The sequence below is a fragment of the Kitasatospora sp. NPDC059747 genome, from assembly GCF_042732955.1.
GTDB lineage: Bacteria > Actinomycetota > Actinomycetes > Streptomycetales > Streptomycetaceae > Kitasatospora.
In genome coordinates, this window is record NZ_JBHWGV010000120.1 from 1 (window position 1) to 20,079 (window position 20,079).

21 protein-coding genes and 1 pseudogene are annotated in these 20,079 nt (G+C 73.0%); 7 read left to right on the plus strand and 15 right to left on the minus strand.

Translation table 11 applies throughout. The annotated features are described in order from the left end of the window. A partial coding sequence (locus ACFV4G_RS35535) for a BTAD domain-containing putative transcriptional regulator (protein ID WP_380446316.1) occupies positions 1 to 790 on the minus strand: 790 nt, incomplete at its 3' end. Positions 791 to 1,126: 336 nt separating this feature from the next. Between ACFV4G_RS35535 and ACFV4G_RS35540 the strand changes: the two genes are divergently transcribed. Beyond that, positions 1,127 to 1,663, plus strand: a complete 537-nt coding sequence (locus ACFV4G_RS35540) for a carboxymuconolactone decarboxylase family protein (RefSeq protein ID WP_380446317.1) — start codon at positions 1,127 to 1,129, stop codon at positions 1,661 to 1,663. A gap of 30 nt (positions 1,664 to 1,693) precedes the next feature. On the opposite strand, the gene ACFV4G_RS35545 is transcribed toward ACFV4G_RS35540, so the two are convergent. Both ACFV4G_RS35545 and ACFV4G_RS35550 read right to left on the minus strand, forming a co-directional pair. After that, on the minus strand, positions 1,694 to 2,326 hold the full coding sequence (locus ACFV4G_RS35545; RefSeq protein ID WP_380446318.1) for a DUF6461 domain-containing protein: 633 nt from the start codon (positions 2,324 to 2,326) through the stop codon (positions 1,694 to 1,696). Between the two features lie 171 nt (positions 2,327 to 2,497). Then, entirely contained in the window at positions 2,498 to 2,734 is a 237-nt protein-coding gene (locus ACFV4G_RS35550) for a hypothetical protein (RefSeq protein ID WP_380446319.1), read from the minus strand. Positions 2,735 to 3,058: 324 nt separating this feature from the next. On the opposite strand from ACFV4G_RS35550, the gene ACFV4G_RS35555 reads away from it, so the two are divergent. Continuing rightward, on the plus strand, positions 3,059 to 3,430 hold the full coding sequence (locus ACFV4G_RS35555; RefSeq protein WP_380446320.1) for a hypothetical protein: 372 nt from the start codon (positions 3,059 to 3,061) through the stop codon (positions 3,428 to 3,430). Positions 3,431 to 3,492: 62 nt separating this feature from the next. Here ACFV4G_RS35555 and ACFV4G_RS35560 read toward each other — a convergent pair whose 3' ends face one another. Further along, positions 3,493 to 4,524 (minus strand): hypothetical protein, encoded by a 1,032-nt coding sequence (locus ACFV4G_RS35560; RefSeq protein ID WP_380446321.1) that lies wholly within the window; start codon positions 4,522 to 4,524, stop codon positions 3,493 to 3,495. A gap of 446 nt (positions 4,525 to 4,970) precedes the next feature. Between ACFV4G_RS35560 and ACFV4G_RS35565 the strand changes: the two genes are divergently transcribed. Together ACFV4G_RS35565 and ACFV4G_RS35570 are read left to right on the plus strand one after the other, a co-directional pair. After that, positions 4,971 to 5,444 carry an SsgA family sporulation/cell division regulator gene (locus ACFV4G_RS35565; protein ID WP_380446322.1) on the plus strand — a complete coding sequence of 158 codons (474 nt, stop codon included), beginning with the start codon at positions 4,971 to 4,973 and terminating at the stop codon, positions 5,442 to 5,444. A 126-nt stretch (positions 5,445 to 5,570) separates the two neighbouring features. Continuing rightward, the gene (locus ACFV4G_RS35570; RefSeq protein ID WP_380446323.1) at positions 5,571 to 6,077 is read left to right on the plus strand and encodes an HPP family protein; all 507 of its coding nucleotides are present in this window, start codon (positions 5,571 to 5,573) and stop codon (positions 6,075 to 6,077) included. Between the two features lie 24 nt (positions 6,078 to 6,101). On the opposite strand, the gene ACFV4G_RS35575 is transcribed toward ACFV4G_RS35570, so the two are convergent. From ACFV4G_RS35575 to ACFV4G_RS35615, 9 genes and pseudogenes are all read right to left on the minus strand, one after another. After that, a complete protein-coding gene (locus ACFV4G_RS35575; protein WP_380446324.1) occupies positions 6,102 to 8,501 on the minus strand; it encodes an excinuclease ABC subunit UvrA in 2,400 nt (799 codons plus the stop codon). Positions 8,502 to 8,607: 106 nt separating this feature from the next. Then, positions 8,608 to 9,027 (minus strand): VOC family protein, encoded by a 420-nt coding sequence (locus tag ACFV4G_RS35580; protein WP_380446325.1) that lies wholly within the window; start codon positions 9,025 to 9,027, stop codon positions 8,608 to 8,610. Between the two features lie 194 nt (positions 9,028 to 9,221). Continuing rightward, a complete protein-coding gene (locus tag ACFV4G_RS35585) occupies positions 9,222 to 12,176 on the minus strand; it encodes an ATP-binding protein (RefSeq protein WP_380446326.1) in 2,955 nt (984 codons plus the stop codon). Between the two features lie 108 nt (positions 12,177 to 12,284). Then, complete coding sequence (locus ACFV4G_RS35590) at positions 12,285 to 12,779, minus strand: hypothetical protein (protein ID WP_380446327.1); 495 nt, start codon at positions 12,777 to 12,779, stop codon at positions 12,285 to 12,287. Positions 12,780 to 13,439: 660 nt separating this feature from the next. After that, positions 13,440 to 13,799: a hypothetical protein gene (locus ACFV4G_RS35595; RefSeq protein ID WP_363653377.1), complete on the minus strand. Its 360-nt coding sequence runs from the start codon at positions 13,797 to 13,799 to the stop codon at positions 13,440 to 13,442. A gap of 93 nt (positions 13,800 to 13,892) precedes the next feature. After that, positions 13,893 to 13,979, minus strand: a pseudogene (locus ACFV4G_RS35600) (NUDIX hydrolase); the annotation flags it as partial. Beyond that, positions 13,976 to 14,515, minus strand: coding sequence for a flavoprotein (locus ACFV4G_RS35605; RefSeq protein ID WP_380446328.1), 540 nt, complete (start codon positions 14,513 to 14,515; stop codon positions 13,976 to 13,978). The gene ACFV4G_RS35605 and the pseudogene ACFV4G_RS35600, both read right to left, overlap by 4 nt. A 27-nt stretch (positions 14,516 to 14,542) precedes the next feature. After that, on the minus strand, positions 14,543 to 15,118 hold the full coding sequence (locus ACFV4G_RS35610) for a GNAT family N-acetyltransferase (protein ID WP_380446329.1): 576 nt from the start codon (positions 15,116 to 15,118) through the stop codon (positions 14,543 to 14,545). A gap of 23 nt (positions 15,119 to 15,141) precedes the next feature. Then, positions 15,142 to 16,548 carry a hypothetical protein gene (locus ACFV4G_RS35615; protein ID WP_380446330.1) on the minus strand — a complete coding sequence of 469 codons (1,407 nt, stop codon included), beginning with the start codon at positions 16,546 to 16,548 and terminating at the stop codon, positions 15,142 to 15,144. A 345-nt stretch (positions 16,549 to 16,893) separates the two neighbouring features. Between ACFV4G_RS35615 and ACFV4G_RS35620 the strand changes: the two genes are divergently transcribed. The 3 genes from ACFV4G_RS35620 to ACFV4G_RS35630 all read left to right on the plus strand — a co-directional run bounded on the left by ACFV4G_RS35620 (position 16,894) and on the right by ACFV4G_RS35630 (position 18,778). Beyond that, positions 16,894 to 17,181 (plus strand): hypothetical protein, encoded by a 288-nt coding sequence (locus tag ACFV4G_RS35620; RefSeq protein WP_380446331.1) that lies wholly within the window; start codon positions 16,894 to 16,896, stop codon positions 17,179 to 17,181. A gap of 323 nt (positions 17,182 to 17,504) precedes the next feature. Then, positions 17,505 to 17,639, plus strand: coding sequence for a hypothetical protein (locus ACFV4G_RS35625; protein ID WP_380446332.1), 135 nt, complete (start codon positions 17,505 to 17,507; stop codon positions 17,637 to 17,639). Further along, positions 17,636 to 18,778 (plus strand): methyltransferase domain-containing protein, encoded by a 1,143-nt coding sequence (locus tag ACFV4G_RS35630; RefSeq protein ID WP_380446333.1) that lies wholly within the window; start codon positions 17,636 to 17,638, stop codon positions 18,776 to 18,778. The genes ACFV4G_RS35625 and ACFV4G_RS35630 overlap by 4 nt, the downstream gene beginning before the upstream one ends. Positions 18,779 to 18,787: 9 nt before the next feature. Here the strand turns inward: ACFV4G_RS35630 and ACFV4G_RS35635 are convergent, their stop codons facing one another. Beyond that, positions 18,788 to 19,192 carry a MarR family transcriptional regulator gene (locus tag ACFV4G_RS35635; protein ID WP_380446334.1) on the minus strand — a complete coding sequence of 135 codons (405 nt, stop codon included), beginning with the start codon at positions 19,190 to 19,192 and terminating at the stop codon, positions 18,788 to 18,790. A gap of 8 nt (positions 19,193 to 19,200) precedes the next feature. Beyond that, a complete protein-coding gene (locus ACFV4G_RS35640) occupies positions 19,201 to 20,049 on the minus strand; it encodes an NAD(P)H-binding protein (RefSeq protein ID WP_380446335.1) in 849 nt (282 codons plus the stop codon). Positions 20,050 to 20,079 lie beyond the last annotated feature (30 nt).

Here is a 20,079-nt window from a genome sequence, read left to right on the forward strand (position 1 = left end):
GGGTCAGGACCCACTCGGTGGTCGCCGACAGCGTCTCGTCGGACGCCAGGATCCGGCCGTGCAGGTCGCGCAGGCCGGGACCGGCACCGACGCCCAGTTCGTCGCGCAGCCGTCGGTCCGCCGCCCGGTACGCCGCGAGGGCGTCGGCCTGGCGGCCGGAGCGGAACAGCGCGAGCATCAGCAGCTCCGAGAGCCGCTCGCGCAGCGGGTGCTCCTCGACGAGGGCCGCGAGCTCGGCCACCGACTCGGCGCACCGGCCGCCCTCGACCTCCGCCTCCAGGCACAGCTCCAGGACGGCGAGCCGCCGCTCCTCCCACTCCCTGCGCTGGCGCTGCGCGTACGGCCCGGGCAGCCCGGGCATCGGCTCGCCGCGCCACAGCGCGAGCGCGCCCCGCAGCGCGGCGGCGGCGTCGGCGTTCCGGCCGTCGGCCCGCCGGGCCCGGCCCTCGGCCAGCAGCTCGTCGCACCGCACGGTGTCCAGGCCGCCGCTGCCGACGGCCAACAGGTACCCGCCGCCGACCGACGTGAGCGCCTCGGCCCCGAGCACCCGCCGCAGCCGGTGCACGTACGTGCGGACGACACCCGTCGCCCTGGCCGGCGGCTCGTCACCCCACAGGTCGTCGATCAGCTGCGCCCCCGACACGTGCCGGCCCGCCCGGAACAGCAGCGCCAGCAGCATGCTCTGCTGCTGCGGCGAACCGAGCGGCACCTCCGCCCCGTCCCGCCAACAGCGCAGCGGCCCGAGCACCGCGAACCGCAGCCCGCCCGAACTCCCGCCCTCGCCGACCAACCGACATCCCCTCCACCCCGCCGACAATCCCCCAGCGGCATGATACCGACCGGTATTCCCCCTGGTCAGACATCCTGCCGAGTCCCTGACGACGATCCGGGCCATGAGCCGTCAAATGGGTACGGACAGGACGGAGTGCACACCTCCACCACGGACCACAGCACCGCGGACACCTCCGGCACCGTCCTCGGCGATGGCGCCCGCACCGTCCGCCCGCTCGGCGAGCTCGAAGAAAGTCGAGGAAATCCTCCTCCGCCTGTCACAAACCTCCTCCGGGCCGGGTCGGGTCAGTGAAGGCGCCGAACACGGCCCGTACAGCCCGGGAGGAACACGACGATGGAGAAGACGATGGAGAGCACGCCGGTGGAGCCGCGACCGATCACCGCCGAGGTCCCGCTGCGGCCGCGCCTGGCGACGGATCCCGGGGTACTCGTGCCCGAGCTGGCGGAGGTGTCGGCGGCGCTGTTCAGGGCCACCGGCAACCGGTCGGTGCCGCGGACGACGATCAGCCTGGTGCAGCTGCGCGCCGGGCAGATCGTCGGCAGCACCTACCTGACCGTGCTGCACACGGGATTCCTGCGCAAGGCCGGGGAGACGGAGGAGCGGATCGACTCGGTGGCGGCCTGGTGGGACTCGCCGTACTTCACCCCGGCCGAGCGGGCCGCGCTCGCGCTGGTGGAGGCGGTGCTCCAGCCTGCCACGCGGGGCCGTGAGCGGGTGCCGGACGAGCTGTACGCCGAGGCGGCCGCCCACTACGACGAGAAGGCGCTCACGACGCTGACGCTGGCGATCGGGCAGGTCAACTTCTTCGTGGCGATCGCCCTGGTCGCCAAGCCCGTCCCCGGGCGGTCGTTCTCCGAGCCCTGGGCGTGACGGCTCCCGGCCCGATCCGAAGGACACGCCCTACCGGAGCACCAGGTCGGGCGTGCCGCGGACCGCGTACACCGGGAGGCGGGCGGCGGCCAGGACGGCCGGGGGGAGGCTGAGGCCGAAGTGGCGTTCCACGGCGCCGAGGGTGCGGCGGTGGACGGCGGGCAGGGGCTCGCCGGGGAGTGTGGCGCGGGTGATGCCGTCGGGGTGGAGGACGCCGGCGGCGACGAGGACGGGGAGCAGGAGGTCCGGTTGGCTGCCCCAGCGCCAGCGCTCCTCGGCGAGGCCGAACCCGCACAGGACGGCGCCGTCGCGGGCGTAGTCGAGCAGGGCCGGCGGGTGTTCGGCCATGGGGCGGTAGTGGACGACCTCGACGCCGTCGCGCGCTATCTCGGTGAGCAGGTCGGCACCGGTGGAGTCGCCGTACTCGATCGCGAAGGACCAGCCGCCGCAGACCCCGACGCGGACCACGCCGTCGCCGTCCTCGCCGGGGCGGTAGGTCTCGATGTCGAGGTCCCACACCTCGGCGCCGCTGACCGGACCGGCGACGCCTCGCACGTCCGCGCCCATCCGCCGGGCCACCTCCTCCGGCGGGATCCCGCGCGCGAACAGGACGCCGCTGAGCCGGTCGTCGCCCTCGGCGAGCCACCGGATGCCGTCGCTCATGACGCCCTCCCCCCGTTCGCACCGACCCGCCCTGGTCGGGCTTCCGGACGGCACCCTAGCGCGCCCCACCGACAATGGGACCTCCCCGGGGGCGACGGGGCCCGCAGGGGCGGAACGGCACGGCTCCCGCGCCGGGTTGACCGGTGCGGGAGCCGCCGACGGCAGCCACGCCTACGGCAGCTTCACCGCGCCCTTGAGCGCGTCGACGGCCCCGAAGACCATCGCACTCGCGCTGCCCAGCATGCCGAACAGCGGGGCGCCGGCCTGCGCGAGAGGAGCGGCGGGGGCGGCGGGCACGGCTGCGGGCCCGGCGGCGGCGGGGGCGGTGGCAGTGGCGGCGCCGGCCACCGGGGCGGTGGCGGCGAGGAGCGCGGAGGCTCCGAGGAGGACGGCGACGGTGCGGCGCATGGGGTTCCTTCCGGTCCGAACGGCGAGTTGCGGCTCCGACGGTAGGGCGCGCCCGCCCGCGCCTCCGGCCGTTCCACGACAGCTCACCCGGTCGAGTGATCCCGGTGTTCGGGCCCGGGAGGGCCGGGCCTGTCAGCGGTCGGCGCGCACCCACGTCCGCGTGAGGGCGCACCGCGCGGCCCGGGGGCGCCGCCGCGGCGCGTGCCGGACGGGCCGCACACCCCCCGAAAGGGTCAACCCGATCACGGCCGCCACCCGAACGGCCGATACCCCGAGTGGTACGGGCGCGAAGCGCGCGCCCGCCGCCCTTCGGGAGGACACGGCATGAAGCTTCGGGCGATCGCGCCGGCCGCGGGCCTGTTGACGGTCGCGCTCGCCGCCGCCGGCACGGGCTGGGTCGCGGAGGCCGACCCCGCCACCGACAACGCGCCCGCACGGGACAGCACCGTCCGGTCGGTCGAGGGGTACCAGCTGGTGCGGCTCGACAACGCGAACGTGCCCAACTTCCAGCGGCGGACGGTCTCCTGCCCGGCCGGTGAGAAGGCGCTCGGCGGCGGCGCGGAGGCCCGCGGCGACGAGGCGGTCCTGATCGGCAGCTTCCCGGCCGACGACGGCAGCGGCTGGATCGGCCTCGGCCGCCGACCGGGTGCGGGTGACGTCGGCATCAGCGTCTTCGTGATCTGCGCCAAGGCCTGACCGCCCCTCCACAGACACAGGGGTGGAGCCGGGCGCTCGGCTCCACCCCTGTCCGGGAACCGTCAGGCCGCGGCGTCCGGGGTCTTCCCGTCCTGCGCCTGCTGCGAGCGCGCGGCGAACATCCGGGTGATCCGGTTGACCACCTCGACGTTCGGGGCGGACGGGTTCTCCGGGCAGTAGGAGATCCTCAGGACGTTGCTGCCGGACTTGACGAGGAGTTCCACGCACTGGCCCTCCATGAAGACCGAGGACCGCTCGCCGGCCTTCGGAGCGGCCATCGGCGGCTTCTCGGGCAGGCCGTCACTGATGCCGTAGGCGACGTCGTACATCTTGTCGCCCCACTCCGGGCTGGGGCCCGCCATGAGCTGGAACTCCACCTGGGTCTTGCCGTCGTCGGCGTGGAAGCGCGAGTCGCCCCTCCCGACTATCTGCTCGCACAGGCTCACCTGTGCGGGCGGGACGCCGTCGCCGCCGCAGTCGCCCTTGGGCACCGCGGAAGGCGCCTTCTCCTGGGTCCAGCCGTCCGGCACGGCGTGCAGGTCGGGCATGACGGCCTTCACCTGGTCCAGGTTGGCCAGCGGCTTCGGACCGTCCGGGCCGGTGCCGAGGTAGAGACCGAGCCCGGTCAGCGTGCCGATCACACCGAGCACGACGACCCCGCCGGTCACCGCCCAGGCGCGGCTGCGCCGGGCGGACGTCCCCTGGACCGTTCCGGGGCTGTACGCGGGCCAGTTGGCGTCGCCGCCGCCCTGCCACGCCGGAGCCGCCTGGGGCATCGGAGCCCCGGCCATGGGCGGCGGCGCGGTCATGGCGACGGAGAGCCGGGCGCGCAGGTTGGCCGCCAGGCCCGGGTCGCCGGCGAGCAGTTGGCCCACCGCGAGCGCCAGGTCCCACTGGGCCTGCTGGTCGCCGGGACGGGCCTCCACCCGCCCGAGGGCGTGCGCCCACTGCGGCCACTGCCGCAGCGACTCCCGCACGCGCGCGAGCGCCTCGCCGCCGAGCGCGGCCCCTGCCGCGCCGACCGTGTGCGACGCGGTCTGCACCAGCGCCTCGACCACCATGGCGACGAGATCGGACCCGTCCCCCGCTGTCATCGAACCCCCCGATCGGAAAAGAAGACGGTGACACTCTGACACCAACCGAGCGATCATGCACAATTCCGCCCCGACGGAGACCGAACCGCAATGCCGCAGGCCGGGACAGGGCGCCGTCGCCCGAATATCGTCGCGGACGGTTACCCGGGACGGGCCGGCTCGTTCTCCAGCCGGAAGCCCCGCACGCCGAAGCCGCACCGCCGCACCGCACCGCCGCACCACCCGCACCGCACAGCCACACCGCACCACCCGTACCCCCGCACCGCCCCCCCCCCACACACCGCACCACCCGTACCCCCGCACCGCCCCCGCACCACCCCCCCCCCGCCTCCGCCCCGCCCCACCGCCGAAACCGACCGAGAAAAAACGATTCTGCTCCCCTGAAGACAGCCCGAGACGCCCCGAGACGCCCCGGAACACCCCGGGGAAGAGAACAGGAAGAGCCCATGAGCGAGCACGACTTGCCCGGCGCCCCGCAGGAGAACGCCTGCGCCGGCGACGAGTTGGCGCTGTACATCGACCTGGAGGCGGTCGCCTGCCCCGGCCTCCTCGTCTCCCTGCCCGCCCGGCTGCGCTACCGCCGCGAGGACCCCTACGCGGTGAGCCTCGACACCCACATCGACCTCGACGAGCCGATCACCTGGATCTTCGCCCGCGAACTCCTCGCCACCGGCCTCACCGGCTGGGCCGGCCTCGGCGACGTCACCGTCCACCGCGGCACCGGGCCCGCCGCCGCGACGCTCTTCATCGCGCTCAGCGCCGACGACACGACGGCCGTCCTGCGCGCGCCCGCCGCCCTCGTCCAGACCTTCCTCACCGCGACCGAGCACGTCGTGCCGTACGGCACCGAGACGGTCCACCTCGACGTCGACGACCTGATCCTGCGCCTGTTCGAGACCGAGGAGCCGCCGCTCATCTGACGGACCCCGCCGTCCGGATGCCGGAACGCCGGGTCCGCCGGGTCCCCCGCGAGGCAGGATGGCGGTCGAAAATCAACATTTTGTGGAAGGCGCTGCCGTCCACCGCCCTTCACCCGGAGCTCCCGCATGCCCAGACCCCCGTCCGCCGCCACCGCCAGGCCGCATCCGCTGCACGTGCTGAGGGCCACCGCCTTCGCCATCGCGGCCCTGCTCCTCCTGGTCGGGACCGGGGTCCTGCTGCACCAGCCGCTGCTCATCCCGCCGCTGGCCGCCAGCGCCGCGCTCGTCCACGGCGCGCCCGGGCTGCCGATCTCGCAGCCCCGCAACCTCGTCGGCGGCCAGCTGGTCTCCGCGCTGATCGGGTACGCCACGCTCGCCGTCACCGGCAGCAACGGGTGGGGCGCCGCGGTGGCCGCCGGGATCTCGCTCGGCGTGATGCTGCTCACGCACCTCTCGCACTCGCCGGCCGCCGCCACCGCCGTCATCGTGGTGCTCCAGGCGCCGCACCCGCTGCCGTTCCTGCCGCTGCTCGCGCTGGCCACCGTCCTGCTGGTCGCGATCGGCCTGCTCCCGGGCCGGATCGGCGGCCACCCGGTGCGCTACCCCGTCGCCTGGTGGGCCGTTCCCCGGTGAGCCGCCGGGCCCGGAGGGCGGGCCTCAGGCGCCCACGTACGCCGCGAGGTGCTCCCCGGTGACGGTGTGCCGCTTGGCCACCAGCTCGGCCGGGGTGCCCTCGAAGACGACCCGCCCGCCGTCGTGGCCGGCGCCCGGACCGAGGTCGACGATCCAGTCCGCGTGCGCCATGACCGCCTGGTGGTGCTCGACGACGATGACCGACTTGCCCGCGTCGACCAGGCGGTCGAGCAGGCCGAGCAGTTGCTCGACATCGGCCAGGTGCAGGCCGGTCGTCGGCTCGTCGAGGACGTAGACGCCGCCCTTGTCGCCCATGTGCGTCGCGAGCTTGAGGCGCTGGCGCTCGCCGCCGGACAGCGTGGTGAGCGGCTGGCCGAGGCTCAGGTAGCCGAGGCCGACGTCCACGAGCCGGCTCACGATCGCGTGCGCGGCCGGGATGCGGGCCTCGCCCTCGCGGAAGAACTGCTCGGCCTCGGTCACCGGCATCGCCAGCACCTCGCTGATGTCGCGCCCGCCGAGGCGGTACTCCAGCACCGACGCCTGGTAGCGCTTGCCCTCGCAGTCCTCGCAGACGCTCGCCACGCCGGCCATCATCGCCAGGTCCGTGTAGACCACGCCCGCGCCGTTGCAGGTCGGGCACGCGCCCTCGGAGTTGGCGCTGAACAGGGCCGGCTTCACGCCGTTGGCCTTGGCGAAGGCCTTGCGGACCGGTTCCAGCAGACCGGTGTACGTCGCCGGGTTGCTGCGCCGGGAGCCGCGGATCGCGCCCTGGTCGACGGAGATCACGCCCTCGCCCGGCGCCCCCGACGATCGTGGCAGCGAGCCGTGCACGAGCGAGCTCTTGCCGGAGCCGGCCACGCCCGTGACGACGGCGAGCACCCCGAGCGGGATGTCCACGTCGACGTTCCGCAGGTTGTGGGTGGAGGCGCCGCGGATCGCCAGCTTCCCGGTCGGCGTGCGCACCGTCTCCTTGACCCTCGCCCGGTCGTCGAGGTGGCGTCCGGTGATCGTGCCGCCCGCCCGCAGGCCCTCGACCGTCCCCTCGAAGCAGACCGTGCCGCCGCCGCTGCCCGCGCCCGGACCGAGGTCGACGACGTGGTCGGCGATCGCGATCGTCTCCGGCTTGTGCTCGACGACGAGCACCGTGTTGCCCTTGTCGCGCAGCCGCAGCAGCAGCCCGTTCATCCGCTGGATGTCGTGCGGGTGCAGGCCCACGGTGGGCTCGTCGAAGACGTACGTGACGTCGGTGAGCGAGGAGCCGAGGTGGCGGACCATCTTGACGCGCTGCGCCTCGCCACCGGACAGCGTCCCGGAGGGGCGGTCGAGCGAGAGGTAGCCGAGACCGATCTCGACGAACGAGTCGAGCGCCTCCCCGAGGCTCGTGAGCAGCGGCGCCACCGAGGGCTCGTCGAGCCCGCGCACCCACGCGGCCAGGTCGCTGATCTGCATGGCGCACGCGTCGGCGATGCTGGTCTTCCCGATCCTCGACGAGCGGGCCGCCTCGGTCAGCCGGGTGCCGTCGCAGTCGGGGCAGGTGCTGAAGGCGACCGCGCGGTCCACGAAGGCCCGGATGTGCGGCTGCATCGCCTCCTTGTCCTTGGCGAGGTAGGACTTCTGGATCCGCGGGATCAGGCCCTCGTAGGTCATGTTGATGCCCGCGATCTTCATCCGGACCGGCTCGCGGTACAGGAAGTCGTGCAGTTCCTTCTTGGTGTATTTGCGGATCGGCTTGTCCGGGTCGTAGAAGCCGGACTCGCTGTAGAGCCGGTAGTTCCAGCCGCCCGGCGTGTAGCCGGGGATGGTGAGCGCGCCCTCGGCGAGCGACTTGGCGTCGTCGAAGAGCTGGGCGAGGTCGATGTCGGAGACGCTCCCGCGGCCCTCGCAGTGCGGGCACATGCCGCCCGTGATGCTGAACGAACGGCGCTCCTTCACGGTCCTGCCGCCGCGCTCCACGGTGACGGCGCCGGCACCGCTGACCGAGGGGACGTTGAACGAGTACGCCTTGGGCGAGCCGATGTGCGGCTCGCCGAGCCGGCTGAACAGGATGCGCAGCATCGCGTTGGCGTCGGTCGCGGTGCCGACGGTGGAGCGCGGGTCGGCGCCCATCCGCTGCTGGTCGACGATGATCGCGGTGGTCAGCCCGTCGAGGACGTCGACGTCGGGGCGTGACAGCGACGGCATGAAGCCCTGGACGAAGGCGCTGTAGGTCTCGTTGATCAGCCGCTGCGACTCGGCGGCGATGGTGTCGAACACCAGCGAGCTCTTGCCCGAGCCGGAGACACCGGTGAACACCGTCAGCCGGCGCTTGGGGATCTCGACGCTGACGTCCTTGAGGTTGTTCTCGCGCGCGCCGAGCACGCGGATCATGTCGTGGCTGTCGGCGTCGTGCGGCACCGGCGCGGGCGCGCCCGTCCTCTTGGCCATGGTCGTCGTCTCTCCGGTTCTGTGCGGGCGGGCCCGCCCGGTGCGGTCGTTCCATCCAACCGCACCGGGCGGGCGGGGGCGCGGCGCTCGGCTTCCCGAGCCGCGGCTACGCGAGCTCGTTGATGCGGATCAGGTTGCCCGCCGGGTCGCGGAAGGCGCAGTCGCGGACGCCGTAGGGCTGCTTCGTCGGCTCCTGGACGAGCTCGGCTCCGCCGGCCGCCAGTCGGTCGAAGACGCCGTCGAGGTCGGCGGAGGCGAGGGTGAGACGGGCGTAGGTGCCCTTGGCCATCATCTCGGTGACGGTGCGGCGCTCGTCCTCCGTGACGCCGGGGTCCATGGCCGGGGGCTCCAGGACGACGGACGTGCCGGGGCTGCCGGCCGGACCGAGGGTGATCCAGCGCATCCTGCCCTGGCCGACGTCGTTGCGGACCTCGAAGCCGAGCAGGTCGCGGTAGAACGCGAGGGAGGCGTCGGGGTCGGTGTGGGGGAGGAAGGTCCAGTGGATGCTGAGGTCGTTGGTCTCCATGTCCACGAGGCTAGGCGCGGGCCCTGGGCCGGGGCTTCTCGAATCCTGACCGGTCTCGCACGCACCTCGGCCGGAGCGGTAAGCGATCGGTAAGAGGCCGCTGCCTACGGTCGAAACACACACCCGCATGGGGGGACGGCCGGGTCCGCGCAGGGGACGGACCCGGCCGCGGGTGTGTACTCGTCGCGGACGGTTCACCCGTCGTGCGAGAGCGCGTCCGCGTCGCCGTTCGCCGGTCCCTCGCCCAGCTCCCGGGCCTCGCGCCGCACCCGCTCGGCGGGCGCGTCCAGCCCCGCCGCCTCGTACGCGCGCCCGAGCGCCCGCAGCGCCTCGGCGAGGAACGAGCGCCAGCCCCGGGCCCGCCAGAACAGGACGGACTCCTCCAGGTGCGCGACGGCCGCGTCGTGCCGCCCCTCCGCGAGGTCCAACTCGCCCAGGATGCCCAGGGCCTGGGCGAGGTGGTGGCCCAGCTCGAAGCGCCGCGCGATGGCCAGCGCCGCCTCCGCCGTCTCCCTCGCGCGGGCGTCGCCGGTCGCCGCGTGGAGCGTGGCCAGGTAGAGCAGGGAGAACGCCTCCGCGTAGCCGTCGCCGAGCGAGCGGGCCATCGCGAGCGAGCTCGTCAGCAGGTTGCGCCCGTGCTCGACGTCGCCGGCGCGGCCGTGGGCGGCGCCGAGGAACTGGATCGCGGTGGCCTCGAAGCGGACGTTGCCGATCATGCGCGCCAGGCGCAGCGTCTCGGTGAGGTGCTCGATGGTGCGGGCGAGGTCCGTCTCGCCGTGGGCGACGGCGATGATCTGGTGCGCCTTGGCCACCCCGCCGGGGTGGTCGTGGGCGGCGGCGAGGTCCAGTGCGCGGCGGGCGGCGTCCAGCGCGTCACGGGCGCGCCCCTGGGCGACCAGGCTCCAGGCGAGCAGGACGAGGGCGTCGGCGGCGCCGCGCGGCTCGCCGACCTGCTCGAACAGGTCGAGCAGCTGCCGCGCGCGGCCGTCCAGGGCGACCATCGTCTCGGTGCCGTCGGCGGGCGTCGCCCAGGTGGTGACCTCGACCAGGCCGCGGGTGAGCACGGCCGTGCCGACGAGGTCGCCGGCCGCCTTGCAGGCCTGGAGGACGACGAGGTTGGTGGTGCGCCAGTCGTCGTAGAGGCCGCGGACGTCGCAGTACTTCTCCTGGCAGGCGGCGAGGTCCCAGGCGGTCGGGACGAGGCGCAGCGCGGCGGCCTGGCGGGCGCAGGCGTTGAGGGCGGGCTGCTCGACGTCGAACCAGGCGAGCGGGTCGTCGAGCAGCCGGGCGGCGGGGCCGTCGGGCAGCGGGCGGCGCGGGGCGGGGCCGTGGATGGCGGCGAAGCAGGGGCCCGGTACCTGGTCGGCGGCCTGTTCGGCGAGCCAGAGCCAGGCGCCGAAGGCCCGTTCGAGGGCGTCGGCGCGGTCGGCGGGGGTGTCGGTGGCGTGGGCGTGCTCGCGGGCGTAGAGCCGGACGAGGTCGTGGAAGCGGTAGCGCAGGTGGGGTTCGGTGCCGGTCTCCTGGAGGAGCTGGGCGTCGATGAGCTCCTCCAGCTGCCGCTCGGCCTCCTCCAGCGGGACGTCGGCGAGCGCGGCGGCGGCCCAGGGGGCGAAGTCGGCCGCGTCGAGCAGGCCGAGCAGGCGGAAGGTGCGGCGGGTCGGCTCGGACAGCCGGGTGTAGCCGACGGCGAAGCCCGCGCGAACGGCGAGGTCGCCGGCCGCGAGCTCGTCGAGGCGGCGGCGCTCGTCGCGCAGCAGCTCGGCGAGGCGGGCGAGGCTCCAGCGCGGGCGCGCGGCCAGGCGGGCGCCGGCGATGCGGACGGCGAGCGGCATGCCGCCGCACAGGTCGGCGATCTGGCCGGCGGCGACGGGTTCGGCGGCGACCCTGGCGTCGCCGACGATGTGGCGCAGCAGCGTCTCGGCGTGGGCGGGGCCGAACCCGCCGAGGTCGACGAGCCGGGCGCCGGGCAGGGCGGTGAGGACGGCGCGGCTGGTGACGAGGGCGTTGCTGTGCTGCTGTTCGGTGGTGCTTCCGGGCAGCAGGGGCCTGAGCTGGGCCTCCCCGGCGGCGTTGTCCAGGACGACGAGCACCCGGCGGCCGGCGAGCAGGGTGCGGTAGAGGGCGGCGCGTTCGTCGAGGGACTCGGGGATCTCCCGGGCGTCGGCGCCGAGGGCGCGCAGGAAGGCGGCGAGGACGCGGGCCGGGTCGGCCGGTTCGTCGTCGGCTCCGCGCAGGTCGGCGTAGAGCCGGCCGTCGGGGTAGTCGGCGGCGGCGCGGTGGGCGGCGTGGACGGCCAGGGCGGTCTTGCCGATGCCGCCCATGCCCGAGACCACCGGCACGCGGCCGTCGGCGAGGGAGGTGAGGACGAGCCGCAGGTGCTCCTCGCGGCCGGTGAAGTCCGGGAGGTCGGACGGGAGTTGGCTCGGCGCGTGGACCGGTCGGGCGCCGTCGTGGTCGCGGGCCAGCAGGGCGAGGAAGACGCTCTGGACCTGCTCGCCCGGCTCGATCCCGAGCTCCTCGGCCAGCCGCCGGCGCAGCGTCTGGAAGCGGCGCAGCGCCTCGGCGGGGCGGCCGTCGGCGGCGAGCAGTTCGAGGAGGGCGGCCTGCACGGGCTCGTCGAAGGGGTACTCCTCGGCGAGCGCCGTCACGGCCGGGAGGGCGCAGCCGGGGGCGGCGGTGCCGGCGAGGGCGAGGGCGGTGGAGCGGACGGTCTCCTCGACCGCCGTCACCAGCGGGTCCTCGCGGTTGACCCGGTCCAGCCCGGCCAGCACCGGGCCGCGGCGCAGGTCGAGCGCGGCGGCCCGGTCCCCGTCGGCGGCCAGCAGCCGGAAGCGCCCGAGGTCGACGGCCTCCGGGCGGACGGCGAGCCGGTAGCCCTCGCCGTCGGAGTCCAGCACCACGGCGTCGTCCCCGAAGGTCCCGAGCCACCCGCGCAGCCGGGACACCCCGGTGTGCACGGCGCCGCGCCCGACCCGGTCGGCCTGCCCGGCCCACACGAGCTCCAGCAGCCGCCCGGCCGACAGCCGCTCGCCCTCGGCGAGCAGCAGCGCCCCCAGCAGCCCGCGCAGCACCCCCGCCCGGGGCAGCGCCTGCGGCTCCGCGTCCACGGCGACCACCAGCGGACCCAGCACCCCGAACGTCATGCCCATCGGCTCCAGCCCCTCACGCTCACGCCCCGTGCAGCCCCCGCCCACGTGATCATGACACTGGTGCGGACACCGAGCAACGGGCCCGGCCACCGTATCGGCCCGACCGGTTCAGAGGCAGGTCCAGCAGTACAGCCGCTCGTCGGCCGCCCGGGCGCGCCGCGCGAGCCCGGCCAGTTCGCCGACCACCGGGCACAGGCTCTCGGCGGAGGCGCCGTGCAGTTCCTCCGCCTGCGCCCAGCGGGCGGCGACCGCCGGGACGTCGGCGTCCGGCACCGCGGCGAGGGTGTCGCGGGTGTCGGTGTCGAGCTCGAACACCCACGGGCCCGTCATCCACGGATCGTCCTCGTCCACGGGCCCCTCCGGTCCGGGCGGCGGAGTGGTCGGCCACACCGGCGTCTCGCCCACCAGGCCGACGGCCCACGGCACTTGGCGGACGGCGGCGACCAGCTGCCCCAGCACGACGACCGGATCCAGCCCCTTGGCCTCGACCCCGTCGAAGGCCCGTCGCGGCCCGAGGAGCGGCGATCCCCCGTCGGCCGCCTCCAGCTCCCGCCGGACCACCGCCGCGTCCGCCGCACGGAAGTAGTCGGTCAACACACCCATCGTCCTCGCCCTCCCGCGACGTCTTGCGCTCCGCAGGGAAGTAGACCAGACCCCACCGACAGCCCTACCGGGCCGACCGCGGACCCGCCGCTCCTCGGAGAAACCGGCCGGGACGGGCGTGGCCGCGCGCCACAGCAGGCCCGGGTCGGGCGCGTACTCGGTGGAGTGCGCCAGCGGATGGAGCCGCCGGTGGCCGGGGACGGGAATCTCGGTCAACCGGCCATCCCGGATCATCCAGAGCCCGAAGCAGTCGTCCTCCTCGTCACGGATCAGCACCTGGACGCTCTCCGGCGCCTTCCACGGCAGCGACTCAAAGTGACGCAGCACTCCCGTCCGCTGCCCCATCCGGTCGAACTCGGCGACCCACGCCTCGACAGAAGGTGGGCAGCGGCGCGAAGCAGCCGCACCAACTGCGGGAGTCGTCCGGCCGACACAGCGGCGCCATCGCCTCGCCGTCCCACGGGGCCAGCACGAGGACCTGCGCGATTCTGGTCATGCGGCAGTATCAGCGCACAACACACCTGCGGAGCAACCGAATTCGAGCGGAAGCGGGGGACGAAGCACAAGAAGTCGGCCCGCCCGACTTCCCGCGCTCATGGGCTTCGTCGGCTTCCCAGCCCCTCGCCAACCGTGCAGGAGGTGAGGGGCTGGGCGCTGCGTTCAGGAACGGGCCTGCTCGATCGCCTCGAAGATGTCCGCGTCGGTCTCCTGCTGCCAGGACGGCAGGTCGACCCAGTCGGCGACATAGCCCGGCTTCGGGTTCTCAATGTGCTTGTGGATCTGGGCGATCCAGCACGTCGCGACGAAACGGCCCTTCTGCTCCCGGGTCAGCTTGGACGTGTTCCCGCCGCTCACGCTGATGAAGTCACGGACCTGGCCGAACACGGCGGCGGCGCACTCGCGCTCCCACTCGGGGGTCTCGTCCCACGGGGCGACGTAACCGGCCTTCGGTTCGCCCGGGTAGTGCTTGGACACGCCCGCGATCCACGCCTCGCGGAAGATTCGTCCGTCAGCCGACATGCGTCACTCCTTCGTCAGACGGCGCCGTCAAGCGCCGAGATCTGCTGATGCAGTGCTGAAGCCCGCCTATCGGCCATGAGCGGGAGGAGGCGGCGCCAAGACGCGCTTGCGCGCCTGGCGGGCGTTTCCCTCGGCCAGGTAGGCGTTCCAGGCGCCGGTGTCGGTGGGTGCGGGCCTCACGTTGTGCGCACCACGGGGCGGAGGAGGTCGAGGACGTGAGTCCAGTCGTAATTGTCGTGGCCGCCACCGGACTTGGGCTTGTGGGGCACATAGTTGCCGAGCAGGACGCCCATAGACCCCAGCCGGCCCAGGCTCTCCGCGTACGCAGGGTGAGCGGCCTGGGCGGAATTGACGTAGGGCTGCACCGCCACGGGAATCCCAAGCCCGTACGCCTCGCACAGGATGCCGAGGGCGAGGGTGTCGGAGATGCCGGCGGCCCACTTGTTGAGGGTGTTGAACGTGGCGGGGGCCACCGCGATGGCATCGGCCGGCGGCAGCGGCTGTGGGACGCTCGGCGTGCGCCACGCGGAGCGGACCGGGTAGCCGGTCTGGGCTTCGATAGCTTCCCGGTCTATGAAGCCGAGCCCGTTAGGGGTCGCGATCACTCCCACTCCCCAACCCTCGGCATGGGCAGCGGTGATCAGCTCGCCGACCCCGTCGGCGATGCCCGAGGCGCACACGACGATGTAGAGGAACGGCTCGCGGTGCTCGACCACTTCACGCTCCCGGGTCCGTGGTGGCCATCAGGCTCGACGGCTTTCGTCGGTCTTCAGCCCGCCGATCGGCGCCCACTCGTGTTCCAGGATCGAGTAGGTGATCGAGTCGCGCCATGCGCCGTGGACAAAGACGTGATCACGGATTCGGCCGTCCTCCGTCATCCCGGCGCGCAGCAGGGTGCGGGCAGAGGCCTCGTTGAGGGGCGCGCGGGCCGCCCAGATGCGGTGCAGGCCGAGGACGTTGAAGCCGAGGGCGCACAGCAGGTGGACGGTCTCGGTGCCGAGGCCCTTGCCCCACTCGGCAGGGTGGAGGGCGAAGCCGATGGTGGCGGCCTGCTGCGGCTCGGTCGCAAGACGCGCGTAGCCGATCAGCCGGTGCTCGTCGCGATGGGTGACGGCGAGGCAGTACTCGATGCGTGGGACGGCGCTCGCCGAGTCGATGGACCTGGTGGTGATCGCCTCGACCTGGTCACGGGTGCGGGGTTCGAAACTGAGGTGCTTGGTGGACTCGGGGTCTCCGTAGATGGCCAAGAGGTCGTCGGTGTCGCCGGGTTCGACTTCGCGCAGTGCCAGACGAGGGCCGGCCAGATGGAGTGGGGTCATGGCTGCGGAGCCTAGCCGCCGGTTCACCGGACGAGGACCGAGGTCGGGGTGGCGGTGAATGCCTCGATCTCTTGCCTCAGGTCGACGCCGACGATGCCGTTTCGGCGGGCACCGGCGTTCAGCGCGGCGTGGACTCGCTGAGCACTACTGACGATGCCGAAGTTCCGTTGCTCGATGGGGAGGTCGAGCACTGGGCGCACAGCCTCGGCTGCGCCCTCGACTTCACCGCGGGCGATGCGGGCGAGGGCGAGGTCGGTCTGCGCGCCGGCCTCGTCGCCGAATGCCCACTCCTCCTCGGAAGCGTCCTGGTAGGCGGCGACGGCGGTTACGGACTGGGTCTCGCCGAGGACGGCGTCCTCGCCGAGTTGCACGGTGGCCTCGGCGACGTAGTAGAGCTGGCGGGGCACCGGAAAGGTCATGATGCCGCCGAAGTCGTCGAGATCGTCAAGTTCGACGGCATCGCGGGCGTTCTCGGCCTGCCGGATGGCGGTGCGGGTGGCCTCGCCGTCTCCGAGGAGGGAATGGGCGCGGGCGGAGAGACAGGCCAGCCAGATACTGGTGGTGCCGCGAACGTCGCCCGCCGCGTTCTGACCGAGGGCGGCGTAGTCGACGGCCTCGCCGGGACGACCCGCCCAGTAGGAGATGAGCGACTGGAGCGAGCGGACCCAGGCGCGCATGGCGTGGTGATCGGCGTTGTCGGCGCACACGAAGGCGGTGCGAGCCTGCATCATCGCGGCGCTCGGGTTGCCCAGGTCGTGGCTGGCCTTGGCCAGCATGCCGGAGGTGATACTGGCCAGCAGGTACAGCTCGCGGGCCTGCGCGGGCTTGGCCCGGCCGTGCTCGAGGAGTTGGAAGGTGAGGTCCTGGACCTCGACCAGATCTCCGAGCAGGGCCGGCAGTGCCAGCTTCGGGTACGCGACGGTAAGGCGCCGCACCTCGTCGTGGATCTGCCCCAGGGTCTCCGGGCCGATGCTGCTGCCCTCCGCCATCGCGGCGAACCGAAGTGCACGACGAGCCGCCATCACGACCTGCCTTTCCATTTCCGTGGTGCCCGCATCGGAGCGGGTCTCGCTGTTGGGCGGGCCTCCGGCAAGTGGCGCCGTTGCCTTCTCGGGCGGGAGGCAGGCAGGCCCCAGTCGTGACGGCGGGACGGCGAGGGTGCCGGCGGTTGCGGGCGCGACCGCAGAGCCGGTTGGTGCGGGAGCGAGGAGCTGGTCGACACAGACGCCGAACATGGCCTCCAGCACTCGGCATTGGTCCGGGTAGGGGCGGGTTTTCACCGCGCCTCCGTACCAGCGCTCGAACTGCCGCTTGGAGACCGACAGGCCACGAAGTCTGGGGTCGTTCTCCTGCTCGGCGACCGAGTTCGCCATCGCCTCGAACCGGAGTCGGAAGGTCTCATAGACCTGCCAGTGTCGTTGCAGCGTCAAGACCCGTAAGAGTGTCGGGGTTTCAGCCACTGCGGATCCTCTCCGTCCCCATTCGTCTGTTCTGACGATAGCCGTGGTCAGTGGACGGGAAACCCCGTTCGGAGGTGCGACAGGGTGAGATGACGGCAGCCATGACGGTGGTCATGACGCATGACGTCGTCGGCCACGTAGCGAGCCCCCGGTGATGACGTCGTCATGGCGGTGGCGACGTCGTATCCATGCCTACCTGGTGGCCAACATGCTGAACTCGACTTCGCATTCCGTGTGCAGTCGACAGCGAAGCGTGACGTTTGGTGGCTTGCCGTGTCAGCCGCAAGCCCGGTCCAGGGCCAGGAGAAGGAACCGATGTACGACACCACGGCTGGACACACTGCGGAGAACCGTCGCCTGGCGGATAACGGGATGAGCGCGACCGCCGAAGACGGCCCCGCCGCTCGCGCCAGGCGGCGTCCGGGGCTGACGATCCGCACGTTCAGGGTTGCTCAGGATGGCACTCGCTATGACGACTCCGGCGTGATCACCGCAAACCCGGATCCAGACGAATACGTCGCTCGGATCGAGATCTGGCCTGACTGCGCCTGCCCGCAGCATCGGGCCGGCACCTCCGGCTCGGCGCGGCTGCCCGTCTCGTAGGCAGCAGGACCGTGTTCGAGCCCGACTGCAGGACCTATGTCGTCAGAGCCTGGACCGCCTGTGCTGTGTCCGCAGCAGCCTTGTTCCACCTGGCCGCCATCGCCGTGCTCCTGGCCATGCGCACCCACTGAACTCCCGCCCGTGCCGCTGAGTAAGCGGCACGGGCGGGCTCCCACATCGCCAAGCCGAGAAGAGTTCTGTCATGTCCACCCCGCAGCCTCAGCCGCCTCCGCCGAAGCCGGACAGCCAGCCGTCGCCCCGGCCGCCGGAGCGGTAGCCAACTGACGTTCGTGATCAATCCATCGATAGCAAGGGAGAACCCCATGGGTTGGGGAACCGACAAGAGCAGTGGCGGCAAGCACGGGGGCAAGAAGGACCCCGGCACGGACAAGCCGTCCCCGGACGGCTCGCGGCCGGCACCCGCTCCGAAGCACAAGAAGGACGACGAGAAGAAGTGACGAACTTCGTGCATCGACCGGAGCAGGCCGTCGTTCGCGGGCTGCTCCGGGGCGTCGAAGATGAACTCGGCGGGCCCGTTCCTCCTGAGTGGCGGGAGGCGATCGAGGCCGTGCCGCGGCATCGATTCCTGCCGGAGCGGATCTGGCTGGAGGATGGCGACGGTGGCTATGCGGCCTGCGACCTTCAGCGCGCCCCGGAGCGGTGGTTCGAGGCTGCTTACTCCGACGTCCCCGTTGTGACGCAGGTCAACGATGGGGTGGAGCCGGACGATCCGGATGACATGTGGCCGTCCTCCTCGGCCTCGGCGCCCTCAATCGTCGTCCGGATGTTGCGGGAGCTCGATGTTCGGCCCGGCATGAACGTCATGGAGGTTGGGACCGGGACCGGGTGGAATGCCGCTTTGCTGGCGCACCGGCTCGGGCCTGGCCGTGTGTCCTCGGTGGAGGTCGATCACGAGGTGGCCAGGCACGCCTGCGCCTCGCTGAATGCGGCGGGCTTGGCCGTCGACGTCCTCTGCGGGGACGGGGCTCGCGGGTGGAGGCTCCGACAGCCGTTCGACCGGGTCATCTCGACCTGCTCGGTGCGCCGAGTGCCGACGGCTTGGATCGAGCAGACCGCGCCCGGCGGCGTAATCCTCACGCCTTGGGACAACCCCATGCTCTGTTGGGGGCTGCTCAAGCTCACGGTGGCAAACGGTCGGGCGTGCGGGCGGTTCAGTCCGCACTCCGCCTTCATGCTGATGCGCGGGCAGCGTCGCGACCTGCGCATCTTCCGTGACGTCGTCCGCGACGACCACGTGCCCGACGAGTCCCGGGCCTCGCTGGAGCCCGACCGAGTGGCCGGGGACGACTGGGAGGCTCGCTTCGCGCTCGGGCTGAAGCTGAGAGACGTCTGGACGGCCTGGGATCACACCCGGCTCTGGGTGGCGACCACGGACGCCCTGTCCTGGGCTGCCGTCGACCCCTTCGAGGTCTGGCAGTACGGGCCCCGCCGCCTCTGGCACGAGGTCGAGGCCGCGTACCGGTGGTGGGAGCAGCACGGCCGGCCGGGGCCGGAGCGCTTCGGGCTGACGGTCACCGGGCCCGACCAGTGGGTCTGGCTGGACCGGCCGACGAATCTGGTTCGGGCCCTGCCATAGCTGACGCGGTCAATGCGACTCCAGGTTGTGGGTCATCCGTTCCAGAACGCTGACCGCCGTGCGGTACTCGTCCGGCGTGATCCCGGTCGTGGAGAGTGCGCGGAACGTGGCGACCCGCTCCTCGACGGCGGCGAGCCGGTCGCGGCCCGACGGGGTGAGGGTGAGGCGGCCGGGGGCCGGGCGGGTCGTCCAGCCGTCGGCGAGGACGGCCTCGATGGCGGCCGCCCTCGCCGGGGCGTCGGCGTTCGCGGCGAGGACGGTGTGGACGTTCGCGTCCAGCGCCTCCGAGTTGTCCCGGACGACGTTGAGCACCTGCCACGCCGTCCGGGTGAGGCCGAAGTCGGCGAGCATGGCGTTCATGTGGGCGGTCAGCGCCTTGTCGGTGCGGTTGAGCCAGTAGCCGATGGGCTTCATGGTGTGGGTCACTCCCCCGGTGCGGTGAAGGCGGACGCGTTCTCGACGGCCCACTGGCGGAAGGTCCTGGCGGGCGCGCCGAGCAGGGTCTCGGTGGTGTCGGCGATGGTGGCGGGGCGCACGGAGGCCTCGGCCCAGAAGGCGAGCAGCGAGCCGATCAGCGGGGCGGGCATGAAGCGGCTCATCTGTTCCTCGGCCTTGGTGCGAGAGATGGTCTCGACGGTGATCCGGCGGTCCAGCACCTCGGACAGGACGGCGAGTTGCTCGCGGAAGGTCAGCGCCTGGGCGCCGGTGAGGGTGACGGCGTGGCCGCGCAGCGCCGTGCCGGTCAGCGTCTCGACCGCGACGTCGGCGATGTCCTCGGGGTGGATCGGCGCCAACGACGCCTCGGGGTAGGCGAGTTCGACCGGCAGGCCGCGGCCGATCGGGTGCGCCCAGGCGAACGCGTTGGTGGCGAAGGCGTCCGGGCGCAGGAACGTGCAGGCCAGGCCGCTCGCGGCGAGGGCGCGCTCGACGCCGAGGTTGTGCGAGCCGAGCGGGTCGGTCGCGGCGCCGGGCGCGAGGACCGACGAGGACGAGAGCAGCACGACGTGCTCGACGCCGGCCGCGCGGGCGGCCTCGGTGAAGGCGTCGATGCCGGCGGGCTCGGGGTAGAGGAAGACCTGGCGCACGCCGTCGAGCGCGGCGGCGAAGGTCTCCGGCCGGCCGAGGACGAGCTCGGCGGTGTCGACGCCGGCCGGGACGGACAGGTCGGCGGGCCGGGCGCTGGCGGCGCGGACCGGCAGGCCGGCAGCGTGCAGGCGGTCGAGGACGGCGCGGGCGACCTTGCCGCGGGCGCCGGTGACGAGGACGGTCATGGGTGGTTCCCCCATTACATGATGATGCAC